Genomic DNA, 15,478 nt, shown 5'->3' on the forward strand with positions numbered 1-15,478 from the left:
TCCACCGGTGCCCCGAACGCCCCATATCGGCTGCGTTCCATTCAACCGGTGTCACCGGGCCCCCGGAAGCATTCGGGAACGTCCACCAACGGCCCGCTTCGCCCGGCGGTGGGCCCCTGGAAACGCGCGTGGCCGCCCGCCGTCCAGAGACGGCGGCCGGCCACGGGTGTCGGTGCTCGTTACATCAGCTGCAGCCGCTGGTGGAGCCGCAGCCCTCGCAGACGTAGCAGCTGCCCGCCGGGCGCATCTTGGTGCCGCAGGTCAGGCACAGGGGCGCGTCGGCGGTACGGCCCTGGCGGCTCTCGATGACCTCCATCGACGAGTGGGCCTGCGCGGCCGGGGCGTTCGCCGCCGGGGCCGCCGCGGCCGGACGGGTGATCTCCGCCGTCTGGGCCAGGCTCTCCCGGTCGAGCTGGTCGTCGTGCTGCAGGCTGGCCGGGTCCTCGCCGTTGACCTGCATCGCCCGCTCCTTGGCCGACAGGATGCCCAGCGCCGCGCGGTCCTCGTACGGCAGGTGGTCCAGGGCCAGGCGGCGGAAGATGTAGTCCATCACCGAGGTCGCCATCCGGATGTCCGGGTCGTCGGTCATCCCGGCCGGCTCGAACCGCATGTTGGTGAACTTCTCCACCCAGGTCTCCAGCGGCACGCCGTACTGGAGGCTGATGGAGATCGCCATGGAGAAGGCGTCCATCACGCCGGCCAGCGTGGAGCCCTGCTTGCCGAGCTTGAGGAACACCTCGCCGACGCCGTCGTCGGGGTAGGACGAGGCGGTCATGTAGCCCTCGGCGCCCGCGACGGAGAAGCGGGTGACGGTCGCCGGGCGCTGCTTGGGCAGCCGCTTGCGGACCGGGCGCGGCGCCGCGGCCTCGGCCGGGGCCTCCTCCGCCTTGGGCTCCTTGGCCTTCTTGGCGACCGAGAGCGGCTGGCCGACCTTGCAGTTGTCGCGGTAGATCGCCAGCGCCTTGAGGCCGAGCCGCCAGCCCTCGAAGTAGACCTTCTCGATGTCCTCGATGGTGGCCTGCTCGGGCATGTTGACGGTCTTGGAGATCGCGCCGGACAGGAACGGCTGGGTCGCCGCCATCATCCGCACGTGCCCCATCGGGCTGATCGCCCGCTCGCCCATCGCGCAGTCGAACACCTCGTAGTGCTCGGGACGCAGCCCGGGCGCGTCGACGACGTGGCCGTGCTCGCCGATGTACTCGACGATCGCCTCGATCTGCTCCTGCTGGTAGCCCAGCTTCGTCAGGGCCCGCGGCACCGTGAGGTTGACGATCTGCATCGACCCGCCGCCGACCAGCTTCTTGAACTTCATCAGCGCCAGGTCGGGCTCGATGCCGGTGGTGTCGCAGTCCATCATCAGGCCGATGGTGCCGGTCGGGGCCAGCAGCGACGCCTGCGCGTTGCGGTAGCCGTGCCGGTCGCCGGTCTTGAGGCACTCCTGCCACTGCTTGGTCGCGGCGGCGTGGACGGCCTTGTCCGTCTCGTCGAGCGTGCGGATCGCGTCGTTGGCGGCGGCGTGCTTGCGCATGACCCGCTTGTGCGCCTCGGCGTTGCGGGCGTAGCCGTCGTAGGTGCCGACCACCCCGGCCAGCTCCGCGGAGCGGCGGTAGGCCACGCCGGTCATCAGGGACGTGATCGCGGCGGCCAGCGAGCGGCCGCCCTGGGAGTCGTAGGCGTGCCCGGTGGCCATCAGCAGCGCGCCCAGGTTGGCGTACCCGATGCCCAGCTGCCGGTAGTCGCGGGTGGTCTCCGCGATCTTCTCGGTCGGGAAGTCGGCGAAGGTGATCGAGACGTCCATCGCGGTGATGATCAGCTCGGTCAGCTTCACGAACTTCTGGACGTCGAAGGCGCCGTCCTCGCGCAGGAACTTCAGCAGGTTGATGCTGGCCAGGTTGCAGGAGGAGTTGTCCAGCGACATGTACTCCGAGCACGGGTTGCTCGCGGTGATGCGGCCCGACTCGGGGTTGGTGTGCCAGTCGTTGATCGTGTCGTCGTACTGGATGCCGGGGTCGGCGCACTCCCACGCCGCCTTGGCCATCAGCCGGAACAGCTCCTTGGCCCGGATCTTCTCGACGATCTCGCCGGACAGCCGGGCGCGCAGCCCGAACTCGCCGTCGGACTCCACCGCGCGCATGAACTCGTCCGACACCCGGACCGAGTTGTTGGCGTTCTGGTACTGGACGCTGGCGATGTCCCGGCCGCCCAGGTCCATGTCGAAGCCCGCGTCGCGGAGGGCGCGGATCTTGTTCTCCTCGCGGGACTTGGTCTCGATGAACTCGGCCACGTCGGGGTGGTCCACGTCCAGGACGACCATCTTCGCGGCCCGCCGGGTGGCGCCGCCGGACTTGATCGTCCCGGCGGAGGCGTCGGCGCCGCGCATGAACGACACCGGCCCGCTGGCGGTGCCGCCCGAGGACAGCAGCTCCTTGCTGGAGCGGATCCGCGACAGGTTCAGCCCCGCGCCCGAACCGCCCTTGAAGATCACGCCCTCTTCCTTGTACCACTCCAGGATCGACTCCATCGTGTCGTCCACGGAGAGGATGAAACAGGCGCTGACCTGCTGCGGGGACCTGGTGCCCACGTTGAACCAGACCGGCGAGTTGAAGCTGAACATCTGGTGGACCAGCGCGTGCTTCAGCTCGTGGTCGAAGACCTCGGCGTCCTGCTCGGAGGCGAAATAGCCCTGCGCCAGGCCGGTGTCGACGTACATCTTCACGACGCGGTCGACCAGTTGCTTGAGGCTCCATTCCCGCTGCGGCGTTCCGACCGCGCCGCGAAAGTACTTGGACGCCACGATGTTGACGGCGTTCACCGACCAGAAGTCGGGGAATTCGACACCGCGCTGCTCGAAGTTCACCGAGCCGTCGCGCCAGTTCGTCATGACGACGTCACGACGCTCCCAGCGCAGTTCGTCGTACGGATGCACGCCGGGCGTGGTGAAGATGCGCTCGATCTTCAGCCCTTTGCGGCCCCCCTTGCCGCGCCGGGATGCCGAGCCGCTCACCGTCTCCGTCATGCCTTCCCCCTCTCGGGCCCTCGCCCCGGGCCCTGTTCAGGACAACCCCGCCCGGCGGCCCGAAAATCCCGGCCGCGGGCTCTTCCTCTGTGCTGAATGTGCTGCTCGACCTGCTGCTTGACGTGCTGCTCGAACCGCCCTCACCGGGGCGGGGCGGGCTCCCCCGAGGAACCTCTCGTGCGCAGCGACTCGATCTCCCGGGCGAAGTCGTCGAGCGACTCGAAGCTCCGGTAGACCGACGCGAACCGCAGGTAGGCGACCTCGTCGAGTTCGCCGAGCGGTCCGAGAATGGCCAGGCCGACCTCGTGCGAGGGGATCTCCGCGGCGCCGGTGCCCCGGATCGACTCCTCCACCCGCTGCCCCAGCTTGGCCAGCGCATCCTCGTCCACCGGGCGGCCCTGGCAGGCCCTGCGCACCCCGGCGATGATCTTTTCCCGGGAGAACGGCTCGGTGACCCCGCTGCGCTTGGCCACCATCAGGAGCACGTTCTCCTGTGTGGTGAATCGCTTGCCGCATTCCTGGCACGAACGGCGGCGCCTAATGGCGGATCCGTCGTCGGTGGCGCGGCTGTCGATCACTTTGGTGTCGGGGTTCCGGCAGAACGGGCAGTGCACGCGTTCCCTTCCTTCCCCTCGGCACCCGGAAAACCAGTCACCACAAGAACACAACTTATGGTTAATGACATCCGTGTAACTACTAGATGTTGTGGTCAACCGTACGAGGATCCGGAGGGCTGCGCAACCTGGATCGCAGGGCCCGCTCGTAAGACCCTGGTCACATCGAGGCTCACGGGCCCCCTCCGGCGTGTCGGCCACAGCAGCCCCCAAACCCCCACAAACCACTCGCGCCCGTTCCGGCCGGACGACCGGAACGGGCGCGGCGGACGGCCCCGCGAACCCCCGCGCGCAGGGGCCTCCGGGGCCCTCGCGCGGCGGCGCTCAGTGCGCGGCGACGATGGCCGCGATCTCCTCGACGGCGCTCGCCTCCAGGGGGTTGAAACGGTTCTTGGTGATCGCGAACGCCGTCCCGGACACCGGGTCCGCGTACGCGGCGCTGCCGCCCATGCCCGGCATCCCGAACACTTCTGGACGGTCCGGACCGAGCGGCGCCAGCGAATAGCCCAGCGCCCACACCGCCGGGGACCCCATCACCGCGTCGGTCCCCTCGAACGCGGCCCCCGACAGCTCGCGGAAGCGCTCCGGCGACACCAGCCGCACGCCGCCGACCTCCCCGAGCAGCGCCGCGTACATGCGCGCGACCGCCCGCGCGGTCAGCACGCCGCCGGCGGGGATGTCGGCCCGCAGCACGTCCGGGCGGTTGGCGTACGCGGCGTCCGGGACGATCTCCGGCGGCATGAGCGCGGCGAACATCCCGGCCATGCCCCTGGCCGCCTCCGCGACCTCCGGCGGCGTCTCCATCCGGGCGAGCCGTCCCAGGTCGGCCTCCGGCACGCCGAAGAACAGCTCGTCCGCCACGTCCAGCGGCCCGGCCACCTCCTCCCGGAGCACCTGCGAGATCGGCTTCCCGGTGGCCCGGCGGACGATCTCGCCCACGATGTAGCCGAACGTGTGGGCGTGGTAGGCGGTCTTGGTACCCGGCTCCCACCACGGCTCACTCCCGGCGATCAGCGCGCACATGCCGTCCCAGTCGCACAGGTCCTCGGTCGTGGTGCCGTCCGGGAGCCCCGGGACGCCCACCGTGTGCGTGAGCGCGTGCCGCACGGTCGCCCTCTCCTTGCCGTGCGCCCCGAACTCCGGCCACAGCTCGACGATCGGCGTGTCGTACCCGAACAGCCCGCGTTCCGCCAGCACGTGCGCCACCGTCGCGGTCACGCCCTTCCCCGTGGACGCGCTGTAGAACGGGGTGCCGGGGGTGACCGGCCGCCCGGTCTCCGAATCCGCGACGCCGGCCACCGCCTCGGCCACCGGCTCGCCGTGCCGGTACACCGACACCTGCACACCGGTCTCCGCCCCGGTCTCGACCAGCCGGTCGACGGCTTCCTGAATGCGCTTCTGCATCATGACCATCCCTCTCAGTTCAGTGCCGCACCGCGGCGGTCTCGGGCCGGGGCTCCTCCGCGGCCTCACTGGTCGCCGCGGCCGGCGCGCCGATCGGCGGCACGTGGCGCAGCATGACGGCGATCAGCACGGCCATGCCCGCCACCAGCACGGCACTCGCCAGCGCCACCACGTGCAGCCCGTCCGTGAACGCCGTGCGCGCCGAGTCGAGGAGCGCCTCGCCGACGGGCGCGGGCAGGCCCGCCGCGGCCGCCACCGCGCCGGACAGGCCCTCACGCGCCCCGCCGGCGCCCGCCGGCACCTCCACCCCGGCCCGGTAGAGCGCCGTGCCCAGGCTGCCCAGCAGCGCGATGCCCAGCGCGAAGCCGAACTCGCCGCTGGTCTCGTTCAGCGCGGCCGCCGACCCGGCCTTCTCCGGCGGCGCGGACCCGACCACCAGGTCGGTGGCCAGCGTGACCAGCGGCCCGGCGCCGAGCCCGATCATCGACCAGCCCGTGACCAGCGTCACCGGACCGTACCCCGCCCCGACCTGGGTCAGCACCAGCAGCCCGCACGCCGACACCACCAGGCCCGCGGCGATGAGCCGGCCGGGCCGGAACCGGCGGGCCAGCAGCGGCGAGATCTGGAAGCCCAGCATGTTGGCCGCCAGCGCGGGCAGCATCCACAGCGCCGCGCGGAACGGCGACAACCCCTGCACGAGCTGGAGGTGCTGGGTGAGGAACATCATGATCGACCCCATCAGCAGGGTCGTCGCCATCATCCCCGCCAGCGCCGTGCCGAACGCGCGGTCCCGGAAGAGCCCCAGGTCGATCAGCGGATCGTCGAGCCGCCGCTGCCGCCGGACGAACACCGCGCCCACCCCGGCGCCCGCCAGCGCCGCCGCCACCGGGACCGGCTGCCAGCCGCCCCGGGCAAGTTCCTTGAGCCCGTACACGACCGGCAGGATCGCCGCCAGCGACAGCAGCACGCTGGCCAGGTCGACGCGTCCCGCGCCGGGACGGCGGTACTCCGGCAGCAGCACCGGCCCCAGGACCAGCAGCAGCGCCATCGCCGGCACCCCGAGCAGGAACGCCGACCCCCACCAGTAGTGCTCCAGCAGCGCCCCGCCGACGATCGGCCCCAGCGCCGCGCCGCCCATGAAGCAGCCCATCCACACGCCGATCGCCAGCGCCCGCTGCCGCGGATCGCGGAACATCGTGCCGATCAGCGACAGCGTCGAGGGCGCGATCGTGGCCCCGGCGACGCCCAGCAGCGCCCGCGCCGCGATCAGCGTCCCCGGGCCGGTCGCGTACGCGGCCACCACCGACGCCGCGCCGAACGCGGCCGCGCCCGCCAGCAGCAGCCTGCGCCGCCCGATCCGGTCGCCCAGCCCGCCCATCGTGATCAGGAACCCGGACAGCAGGAACCCGTACACGTCCATGATCCACAACTGCTGGACGGCGCTCGCCCCGAGATCGGCGCTCAGATGCGGCAGCGCCAGCAGCAGGACGAACACGTCGATCGACACCAGCAGCGCGGCCAGGGCGAGCACGGCCAGCCCGGCCCACTCGCGCCGCCCGGCCCTTGCGACCGCATCCATGAGACCCTCCTCCGCGGCGCCCCCGCCGGGCGCCTTCCACGGGGAGGTCGGAGCCGCCGCCGCGTTCTCTACACGCGGCCGCCGATCTTTCTCGCGGCGGCTACCGGGCGGGCATGCGGAGCTGCTGACCGGGCTGGACGATGGAGTCGGGCAGGCCGTTGAGATCGGCGATGCGGCGCACGGTGATCCGGGGATCGCCCTCGGGGTCGTCGCGGACGGCGATGTCCCAGAGCGTCTCGCCGGGCCCGACGACCACGGTCTCGGGAGGAGCGCCCGGCGGCGCCTCGCCGCCGCGTCCGCCCGCCTGCGCGCCGGGGCCCGCCGTCAGCCAGAACGCCACGAGCAACACGGTCGCGACGAATCCGACCAGGACGGCGCGACCCCGCCGCGTGAGCCGGATCGGTGGTTCCTGAGCATTCATTTCAAGGGCGTTCCGGGCATCTCGCCCGGAGGGCGAACCCGCCATCTCGGCCCTCCCCGGAGTCGGCCGCGAATCCGGCCGGTCGAATGCATATTCGATCGAACGTCTGTACGATGTTGTACCGCACCGGAACGACGAAACGCGAGTACATTCTTCGAACAATTGTTTGATCATCGGGTCCGGACGCGATAACGTGCCATGACAAGGAGTGACGGATCCCAGCGCCGGGGAGGCGACGAGCGATGAGCAAGGTCCGGGAGCTGCCCGACGGCCCGATGGACGAGAGCGGGCTCACCCAGCGGCAGCGCATGGTGCTCGAGGTGATCCGCGACTCCGTCCAGCGCCGCGGCTACCCGCCGTCCATGCGGGAGATCGGCGAGGCGGTCGGCCTGACCAGCACCTCGAGCGTGTCGCACCAGCTCCGCGCCCTGCAGCGCAAGGGCTATCTGCGCCGCGACCCCAACCGCCCGCGCGCGGTCGAGGTCCGGGTGCCGGGCACCACCCCGGTCCGCACCGAGGACGAGGCCTACGAGGCCGCCGCCGCGGACACCTCCTCCTCCCGCCCCGCCCCCGCGTACGTGCCGCTGGTCGGCCGGATCGCCGCCGGTGGGCCGATCCTGGCCGAGGAGGCGGTGGAGGACGTCTTCACCCTCCCCAAGCAGCTGGTCGGCGAGGGCACCCACTTCCTGCTCAAGGTGACCGGTGACTCGATGATCGACGCCGCGATCGCCGACGGCGACTGGGTCGTGGTCCGCCAGCAGCCGGTGGCCGAGCAGGGCGACATCGTGGCCGCGATGATCGACGGCGAGGCGACCGTCAAGACCTTCAAGCGCCGCGACGGCCACATCTGGCTCATGCCGCAGAACCCGGCCTACGAGCCCATCCCCGGCGACGAGGCCTCCGTCCTGGGCCGCGTCGTGGCCGTCCTCCGCAAGATGTGACCCGGACGCTCCCCACCCGCACGGCGGCCCGCTGACCCGGGCCGCCGTCCGCGTTTCCGGCCCGCTCGTCGAGCAGCGGTCTCCTCACCACGCCGGACCGCGAGATCCGTACGTGCGACCGCGTCCAGCGGTGGTCGTCACCCCAGAGGCTTCGCCCCGGCGCTCGTAGGCGCCCCCGCATGGGCAGCGCCTCCGGGGTCGTACGGCGATGACCCGGGCGGCACCCAGACTCGGCTGCCGCCCGGCCGCACCGTGATCGGCTGCGCCACCGGTCCGGCGCTGTGGGGCGACCGCCGGAGCCTTCCGGTGGCCCATGGCACGCCGGGCGTGCCATGGGCCGGTCGGTGTCAGGCGGGGACGATGTTGACGATCTTGGGGGCGCGGACGATGACCTTGCGGATGTCCCGTCCGGCCAGCGCCTCCTTGATCTTGTCGGAGGACAGCGCCAGGCTCTCCAGCTCGCCCTCGGTGATGCCGGGCGCGACCTCCAGCCGGTCGCGGACCTTGCCGGCGACCTGGACGACGCAGGTCACCGACTCCTGGACCAGCAGCGCCGGGTCGGCCGACGGCCAGCCGGCCAGGGCCACCGGGGCGGTGCGGCCCAGCAGCTCCCACGCCTCGTCCGCCGTGTAGGGGGCGAACAGCGACAGCAGGATCGCGATGGTCTCGGCGGCCTCCCGGACGGCCGGGTCGCCCGCGCCCGGGCCGGAGTCGATGGCCTTGCGGGTGGCGTTGACCAGCTCCATGATCCGCGAGATGGCCACGTTGAACCGGCGGACCTCGACCAGCGCGGTGGCCTCGTCGATGGTGCGGTGGGTGACGCGGCGCAGGTCCTCCGAGCCGGTGCCGGGGTCGGCGCCGACCGGGCCGGTGACCTCGGTGGCGATGCGGTGCACCCGGGTCAGGAACTTGGACATGCCGTGCGGCGACACGTCGGCCCAGTCGATGTCGTCCTCGGGCGGGCCGGAGAACAGCATGGCCAGGCGGACGACGTCGACGCCGAACCGGTCGATCTGCTCGCCCAGGTCGACCATGTTGCCCAGCGACTTGGACATCGCCTTGGCGTTGAGGATGACCTGGCCCTGGTTCAGCAGCCGGGTGAACGGCTCGGTGAAGTCCACCATGCCCATGTCGTACAGGACCTTGGTGAAGAAGCGGCTGTACAGCAGGTGCAGGATGGCGTGCTCGACGCCGCCGGTGTACTGGTCGACCGGCATCCACTTGCGGACCTGCTCGACGTCGAACGGGCCCTGGTCGTAGCCGGGCGAGCAGTAGCGGAAGTAGTACCAGGACGAGTCGACGAAGGTGTCCATGGTGTCGGTGTCGCGCGTGGCGGGGCCGCCGCACTTGGGGCACTCGACGTTCACCCAGGACGCGGCGGCGGCCAGCGGCGAGGTGCCCTTGGGGGCCAGGTCGGCGCCGCGCAGGTCGTCGGGCAGCCGGACCGGCAGCTGGTCGTCGGGCACCGGGACCTCGCCGCACCCCTCGCAGTGCACGATCGGGATGGGGCAGCCCCAGAACCGCTGGCGGGAGACCAGCCAGTCGCGCAGCCGGAAGTTGACCGCGGCCTTGCCCAGGCCCTTCCCGGCCAGGATCTCGGTGATCCGGGCGATCGCGTCGGCCTTGGCCAGGCCGTCGATCGGGCCGGAGTTGACGATGCGGCCGTCACCCGCGGTGGCCACGCCCGTCTCGGCGGGGTCGGCCTCGCCGGTGTCGACGACCACCCGGACCGGCAGCCCGAACTTCAGCGCGAAGTCCAGGTCGCGCTGGTCGTGCGCGGGCACCGCCATGATCGCGCCGTGGCCGTACTCGGCGAGCACGTAGTCGGCGGCCCAGATCGGGATGCGCTCGCCGTTGACCGGGTTGATCGCGTACCGGCCCAGGAAGACGCCGGTCTTGTCGCGCTCGGTGGACAGCCGCTCGATCTCGCTCTCCCGGGAGATCTCCTCGCGGTAGGTCTCGAACGCGGCGCGCTGCCCGGGGTCGCAGATCTCCTCGGCCAGGTCGGCGTCGGCGGCCACGACCATGAAGGTGGCGCCGTACAGGGTGTCGGGGCGGGTGGTGTAGACGGTGACCGGCTCGTCCCGGCCCTCGATCACGAAGTCGACGTCGGCGCCGGTGGAGCGGCCGATCCAGTTGCGCTGCATCAGCAGCACCCGCTCGGGCCACCTGCCCTCCAGCTGCGCCATGTCGTCCAGCAGCCGGTCCGCGTACTCGGTGATCTTGAAGTACCACTGGGTCAGCACCCGGCGCTCGACCAGGGCGCCGCAGCGCTCGCAGTGGCCGCCGACGACCTGCTCGTTGGCCAGCACGGTCTGGTCGTTGGGGCACCAGTTGACCTGGCCGCCCTTGCGGTAGGCCAGCCCCCGCTCGTAGAAGCGCAGGAACAGCCACTGCGTCCACTTGTAGTACTCGGGGTCGGAGGTGTGCAGGCGGCGGGACCAGTCGAAGGAGGGCGCGTACCGCTGGAAGGAGCTCGCCTGGGTGTCGATGTTGGCGTAGGTCCACTCGGCCGGGTGGGAGTCGCGCTTGATCGCCGCGTTCTCGGCGGGCAGGCCGAAGGAGTCCCAGCCGATCGGGTGCAGGACGTTGTCGCCCTTCTGGAACCAGTAGCGCGCGATCACGTCGCCGATGGCGAACGCCTCCGCGTGACCCATGTGCAGGTCACCGGAGGGGTAGGGGAACATGTCGAGCGCGTAGCGACGCTCCCGGCCGTCCTCGCCTTCGGCGGCCCGGAAGGGGTCCAGCTCCGCCCAGCGGGCCTGCCACTTGTCCTGGACCGCCCGCGGGTCGTAGCCCTCGGCCGAGGGGGACGGGCCTCCCGCTCCCGCCTGCGCTTCGCGGATGGTGTCGTCGCTGCTCACGGTCGCTACTCCACTGGTCCTGTCGGTACGGGATGCGGCCCCGCGCCCTGACATGAAGGCCGATGCCCTGACATGAAAGGACCCCCCGCAGAACGAGGGGTCGCCGCGCCGGCCTGGTTGGCGGTCAGCGCGGCGGGCTGAGAAGCAGCCGGGTCCGCATACAGCAAGACTAGCGCAGAGGCAAGAGCCCGCGCTGGCGCGCCGGGCCGCCCGCGGGCCCGGGTTTGGGCCTTGACGGACGCGACGGAGATCGTCCACGCTCGAACTGACAGGAAGGTTTCCTATAAGTAGAAGCCGCCGCCGATCCCCGACCCCGCTCCCCCCGCCAAGGAGGATCGCGCATGTCCACCCAATTCCGCCTGCCCATCACCACCCGCCTACCCGTCACTGGGCGCGTGACTGGGAGGAAGGGGGTCGTGCTGGCTGTGGGCGCCGGGCTCGGGCTTCCGCTCGTGGTCGCCGCGCGCGCCACCACCTCGTTCCGCTACTTCGTCACCCGTAACGGCTGGAACCCCGCGCAGCCACTCACCCGCGCCGCCCTGGACCCGCAGCCGTTCCTCACCCAGAACTACGGCGGCCGTCAGCCCCCGTCCACCGTCTCGCATCCCGCGACGCTCCCCGCCAAGCAGGGACGCCACCTGATCCTGGCCGTCTGGGACATCGCCGACACCGGCAACGCCTTCTGCTCCTGCGCGGACGTCGACTTCGGCTGAACCGGCACCGCCAGGCCGGGGCCGGGCCGGATTCCGTTGTGGACAGGCACCGAACCCGTTGTGCGCACGCACAGTATCGCCGCGGGTTCCGTGCGCGTTTCTCCCGCAGAACAGCACGTCACGGACGTATTACGGGATAGCGGGCGGCATCGCCCATACAGCAGGATGAGCGGCAACCATTCGTACACTCGTCGGTAACAACCGGCCTGTGGTCAGCCCCGTACGAGGAGTGTCATGCTCAACCTCTCCGTGCTTCTTGAGGACGCCGCGCGCAAGGCGCCCGACCGTGACGCCATCGTGTTCGGGGACATGCGGCTGTCCTACGGGATGATCGAGACCATCGCGAACCAGGTCGCGAACCTCCTGCGCGACCGCGGGATCGGCCCCGGCGACAAGGTCGCGCTCTCGTGTCCGAACGTCCCCTACTTCCCGATGGCCTACTTCGGGATCCTGAAGGCGGGGGCGGCGGTCGTCCCGCTGAACGTGCTCCTCAAGCCCCGCGAGATCACCTACCACCTGGAGGACTCGGACGCGAAGGCGCTGTTCGTCTTCGAGGGGACGCCGGAGCTGCCGCTGGGCGAGATGGGGCACGCGGGATTCCAGGCCGCCGCGGGGTGCGAGCACCTGTTCCTCATGACCACCGACCCCGGCGCGACCGAGTCGCCGTACGAGGACGCGGACCTGTTCTGGCCCTCGCTCGCGGGCCTGCCGTCGACGATCGACCCGGCGCTCACGGGCGCGGACGACACCGCGGTGATCCTCTACACCAGCGGGACGACGGGGCAGCCGAAGGGCGCCGAGCTGTCGCACTCCAACATGCTCATGAACGCGTTCGTGTCGGACGCGATGTTCGAGCGCCGCGACCATGACGTGTCGCTGGTGACGCTGCCGATGTTCCACGCCTTCGGGCAGTCCTGCGTGATGAACGTGGGGTTCCGGCGGCGGGCCACGCTGGTGCTGCAGGCGCGGTTCGAGCCCGGCGAGGCGCTGACGCTGATGGCCAGGGAGAAGGTCACGATCTTCGCCGGGGTGCCCACGATGTACTGGGCGCTGCTGTCGGACCAGGGCACCGTCCCCACCGAGGAGGTGGCGGCGAGCCTGCACACGTGCGTGTCGGGCGGGGCGTCGCTGCCGCTGGAGGTCCTGAAGGGGTTCGAGGCGAAGTTCGGGGTCAAGATCCTGGAGGGGTACGGGCTGTCGGAGACCTCGCCGACGGCGTCGTTCAACCAGCCGGACCGGCCCACCAAGCCCGGTTCGATCGGCACGCCCATCTGGGGCGTGGACATGAAGCTGGTCGACGAGGAGTGGAAGACCGTCGAGGGCGAGGGGCCGGGCGAGATCGCGATCCGGGGCCACAACGTCATGAAGGGCTACTACGGCCGCCCGGAGGCCACCGAGGAGGCGATCCGGGACGGCTGGTTCCGCACCGGCGACATCGCCCGCCGGGACGAGGACGGCTTCTACTTCATCATCGACCGCTCCAAGGACATGATCATCCGCGGTGGGTTCAACGTGTACCCGCGGGAGATCGAGGAGGTCCTGATGACCCACCCCGCGGTGTCGCTGGCCGCCGTGGTGGGGGTGCCGCACGACAGCCACGGCGAGGAGATCAAGGCGTACGTGATCCGCACGCCGGACGCCGGGGTGACCGAGGACGAGCTGATCGCCTGGGGCAGGGAGAACTTCGCCGCGTACAAGTACCCGCGGATCGTGGAGTTCCGGGACGAGCTGCCGATGACCGCGACCGGCAAGATCCTCAAGCGCGAGCTGCGCTGAGCGTCCCCCGGCCGACGCCGGCCCGGCCTGGCCCGGGCCGGCGGGGCTCTCAGAAGAGGATGTGCTCCTCGGTCAGCCCGTAGTGGGCGAGGCGGGCGTCGGCGAGCAGTTCCAGGTCGCTGGGCTGCCAGGTGTGCCGGCCGGGGTCCGCGTGCCGGATCGTGATGAACGAGTAGCGGTCGGCCGCGTACACCCGCACCCCGTCCTCGCGCAGCCGCCGGAACAGATCGGTGTCCTCGCCCCTGCCGACCTCGGCGAAGCGGTATTCGCGCAGGAGGTCGCCGTCGGCGAGGAGCGCTCCCCCGCGCAGGAGGTTCACGTAGCGGTGCTCCAGGCCGGGGTGGCGCAGCACCATGGCGTCGATGGACTCCAGGTGCGTGTAGTGCGCGAGCTTCCCGACGACCGACGCCTCGGTGTAGGAGAAGGCCGGTACGAGGTCGGAGACGTAGTGCGGGCCGTACAGCTCGTCGTCGTCCATCTTCCCGATGTAGGCGCCGTCGGCGGCCTCGATGCCGAGGTTGAGGCATTCGCCCAGGGAGAGGGAACGGTCGGCGGGCAGCACCACGATGTCGTCGATCCCGGCGGCCCGGGCCTGCTTCTCCACGACGACGGGGTCGAGGTCTATGCCGTGCAGGACCAGGACCAGTTGCAGTGGACGCCACACCTGCCGGGCCACGTGCTCGATGGCCTGGGCGATCTGCTCGGCCCGGCAGGTCGGCAGCACCAGTGAGACGAGCGGCGGCTCCGCGCGCTGCGCCTCCGGGTGGGACGTGCCGAGCGCCTCGAGGACGCTGTCGACCCGATGCCGGTAGGTGTGCTCGGCGTGGATCCGGCGGAGTGCCAGGTGGGCTTGGCGGTCGCGCATCTCCGGCCCCGCGAGCAGGGCCCCCAGGAGCCGGGACGCGTCCTGTGCGTCGCCCACGGCGGGGCCGAACGCGAGGGGGTCGTCCGCCGTGTGCACGATGGGGACGCCCGCGGCCGCCGCCTCATAGGCCAGCCGGGGGTGGGGCGCGAGTAGGACGCGGTAGCGCTTGCGGGCCGTCAGTGCCTTCTCGTACGGAAGCGCCGGGACGACCCGTTGCCTGTAGAGCGAGGGGAAGTCCGACCCGTAGAAGTGGGCTCCGAGCTTGGGCGCGGGGCCGAGCAACGCCTCCGCTCCAGGGTCGTAGTCCCCTTCGTACAGGAGCGGGTACCTGCCGTGGTCCGCGCCCCGTATAGGAGTGTGGAGGCGGGGCTGGGCCGCGAAGGGAAGCACGTGGACGCGGTCATGCCCGAGCGCTTCGCGCAGCGCGCGCACACGTGCGGCGTCGACCGTGAAGACGTGGTCGAACAGCGTGGCGGCGGGGTCGGGCGAGTCATCGTCGCCGGTGTCCCAGAAGACGGTCGGGACGTCATGCTCGCGGCACCAGGCGGCCATCTCCTCCAGCGGACTCCCGTCCGGAGTGCTCGCCGCCGCGCCGGACTCCACGAAGAGGAGGTCGGGCGGCTCGGCCTCGAAGGCCGCACGCCAGCCGTCCGGGGGGAACCGGTCGAGCTGGCGCCACTCGTACCGCAGCGCCGCCTCGACGGGCGGGTTCGCCAGGACGGCCGCGGTCAGCTCGGGCCGGTTGACCGGGCCGTCCGGGAACTCCAGCGCGGGAACGCCGTCGAACGGCTCGGTGTCGACCGCCCGCACCTCGGGGTGCTTCGGCAGTCGCGGGTTCTTGGGCGGCGCCTGCGGCGCCGGGCGGACGCGCGCCGCCGCCCGCAGCCCCCGGTACGAGCCGGGCGACAGCGGCCGCCGCGCCAACCGGCCCAGCGCCCCGCCCAGCCGCGTCCAGCGCCGCCGCCGCAGCACCTCGGCCTGCCATTCGGCCTGGTCGGCGCGGTGCGCCTCGGTGGCGCGGGCACGGTCGGCCTCGCCGAGCCGCCGGGCCGTCTCGGCCAGCTCGCGGCGCAGATGGACGATCTGCCGCTCGCGCTCGTCGCGCTCCCGCTCCGCCTCGGCCAGCCGCAGCCGCAGCGCCGCGCCGTCGGCGGCCAGCCGGTCGGCGCGGGCCCGCTGCGCCGACACGGACGCCGACGGAGGCGCGGACGCGGAGTGGGTGTCGGTCACAGGTGCACCCCCGGGCGGCAGGGTCGGCGGCAAAAGGCTCCAATCCGTCCACGCT

Annotated in this window: 10 protein-coding genes; 3 read left to right on the top strand and 7 right to left on the bottom strand. The window is 71.6% G+C overall.

What is annotated here, in order from left to right; translation table 11 throughout:
* Positions 1 to 184 precede the first annotated feature (184 nt).
* From ACFPZN_RS21250 to ACFPZN_RS21270, 5 genes are all read right to left on the bottom strand, one after another.
* Positions 185 to 3,016 carry a vitamin B12-dependent ribonucleotide reductase gene (locus ACFPZN_RS21250; protein WP_378283803.1) on the bottom strand — a complete coding sequence of 944 codons (2,832 nt, stop codon included), beginning with the start codon at positions 3,014 to 3,016 and terminating at the stop codon, positions 185 to 187.
* Between the two features lie 140 nt (positions 3,017 to 3,156).
* Positions 3,157 to 3,630 carry a transcriptional regulator NrdR gene (gene nrdR / locus ACFPZN_RS21255; protein ID WP_378283804.1) on the bottom strand — a complete coding sequence of 158 codons (474 nt, stop codon included), beginning with the start codon at positions 3,628 to 3,630 and terminating at the stop codon, positions 3,157 to 3,159.
* 324 nt (positions 3,631 to 3,954) lie between these two features.
* Positions 3,955 to 5,037 (bottom strand): serine hydrolase domain-containing protein, encoded by a 1,083-nt coding sequence (locus tag ACFPZN_RS21260; protein WP_378283805.1) that lies wholly within the window; start codon positions 5,035 to 5,037, stop codon positions 3,955 to 3,957.
* Positions 5,038 to 5,053: 16 nt separating this feature from the next.
* Positions 5,054 to 6,613 carry an MFS transporter gene (locus ACFPZN_RS21265; RefSeq protein WP_378283806.1) on the bottom strand — a complete coding sequence of 520 codons (1,560 nt, stop codon included), beginning with the start codon at positions 6,611 to 6,613 and terminating at the stop codon, positions 5,054 to 5,056.
* Positions 6,614 to 6,713: 100 nt separating this feature from the next.
* Positions 6,714 to 6,953 (bottom strand): LysM peptidoglycan-binding domain-containing protein, encoded by a 240-nt coding sequence (locus tag ACFPZN_RS21270; RefSeq protein WP_378283807.1) that lies wholly within the window; start codon positions 6,951 to 6,953, stop codon positions 6,714 to 6,716.
* Positions 6,954 to 7,276: 323 nt separating this feature from the next.
* Between ACFPZN_RS21270 and lexA the strand changes: the two genes are divergently transcribed.
* Positions 7,277 to 7,975: a transcriptional repressor LexA gene (gene lexA / locus ACFPZN_RS21275; RefSeq protein WP_378283808.1), complete on the top strand. Its 699-nt coding sequence runs from the start codon at positions 7,277 to 7,279 to the stop codon at positions 7,973 to 7,975.
* A gap of 347 nt (positions 7,976 to 8,322) precedes the next feature.
* Here lexA and leuS read toward each other — a convergent pair whose 3' ends face one another.
* Positions 8,323 to 10,821 (bottom strand): leucine--tRNA ligase, encoded by a 2,499-nt coding sequence (leuS, locus tag ACFPZN_RS21280; protein WP_378283882.1) that lies wholly within the window; start codon positions 10,819 to 10,821, stop codon positions 8,323 to 8,325.
* 434 nt (positions 10,822 to 11,255) lie between these two features.
* Between leuS and ACFPZN_RS21285 the strand changes: the two genes are divergently transcribed.
* Entirely contained in the window at positions 11,256 to 11,552 is a 297-nt protein-coding gene (locus tag ACFPZN_RS21285; RefSeq protein WP_378283809.1) for a lytic polysaccharide monooxygenase, read from the top strand.
* A gap of 234 nt (positions 11,553 to 11,786) precedes the next feature.
* Positions 11,787 to 13,328, top strand: a complete 1,542-nt coding sequence (locus ACFPZN_RS21290; RefSeq protein ID WP_378283810.1) for a long-chain-fatty-acid--CoA ligase — start codon at positions 11,787 to 11,789, stop codon at positions 13,326 to 13,328.
* A 49-nt stretch (positions 13,329 to 13,377) separates the two neighbouring features.
* Here ACFPZN_RS21290 and ACFPZN_RS21295 read toward each other — a convergent pair whose 3' ends face one another.
* On the bottom strand, positions 13,378 to 15,423 hold the full coding sequence (locus tag ACFPZN_RS21295) for a glycosyltransferase (RefSeq protein ID WP_378283811.1): 2,046 nt from the start codon (positions 15,421 to 15,423) through the stop codon (positions 13,378 to 13,380).
* Positions 15,424 to 15,478: the final 55 nt, after the last annotated feature.

It is taken from the genome of Actinomadura rugatobispora (genome assembly GCF_042656285.1).
In the GTDB taxonomy this organism is placed as follows: Bacteria; Actinomycetota; Actinomycetes; order Streptosporangiales; family Streptosporangiaceae; genus Spirillospora; species Spirillospora rugatobispora.

Excerpts from the sequence above, each read along its gene's own strand:
- ACFPZN_RS21250 (WP_378283803.1), bottom strand. The coding sequence starts at position 3,016 with ATGACGGAGACGGTGAGCGGCTCGGCATCCCGGCGCGGCAAGGGGGGC.
- ACFPZN_RS21260 (WP_378283805.1), bottom strand. The coding sequence starts at position 5,037 with ATGATGCAGAAGCGCATTCAGGAAGCCGTCGACCGGCTGGTCGAGACC.
- ACFPZN_RS21265 (WP_378283806.1), bottom strand. The coding sequence starts at position 6,613 with ATGGATGCGGTCGCAAGGGCCGGGCGGCGCGAGTGGGCCGGGCTGGCC.
- lexA (WP_378283808.1), top strand. The coding sequence starts at position 7,277 with ATGAGCAAGGTCCGGGAGCTGCCCGACGGCCCGATGGACGAGAGCGGG.
- ACFPZN_RS21290 (WP_378283810.1), top strand. The coding sequence starts at position 11,787 with ATGCTCAACCTCTCCGTGCTTCTTGAGGACGCCGCGCGCAAGGCGCCC.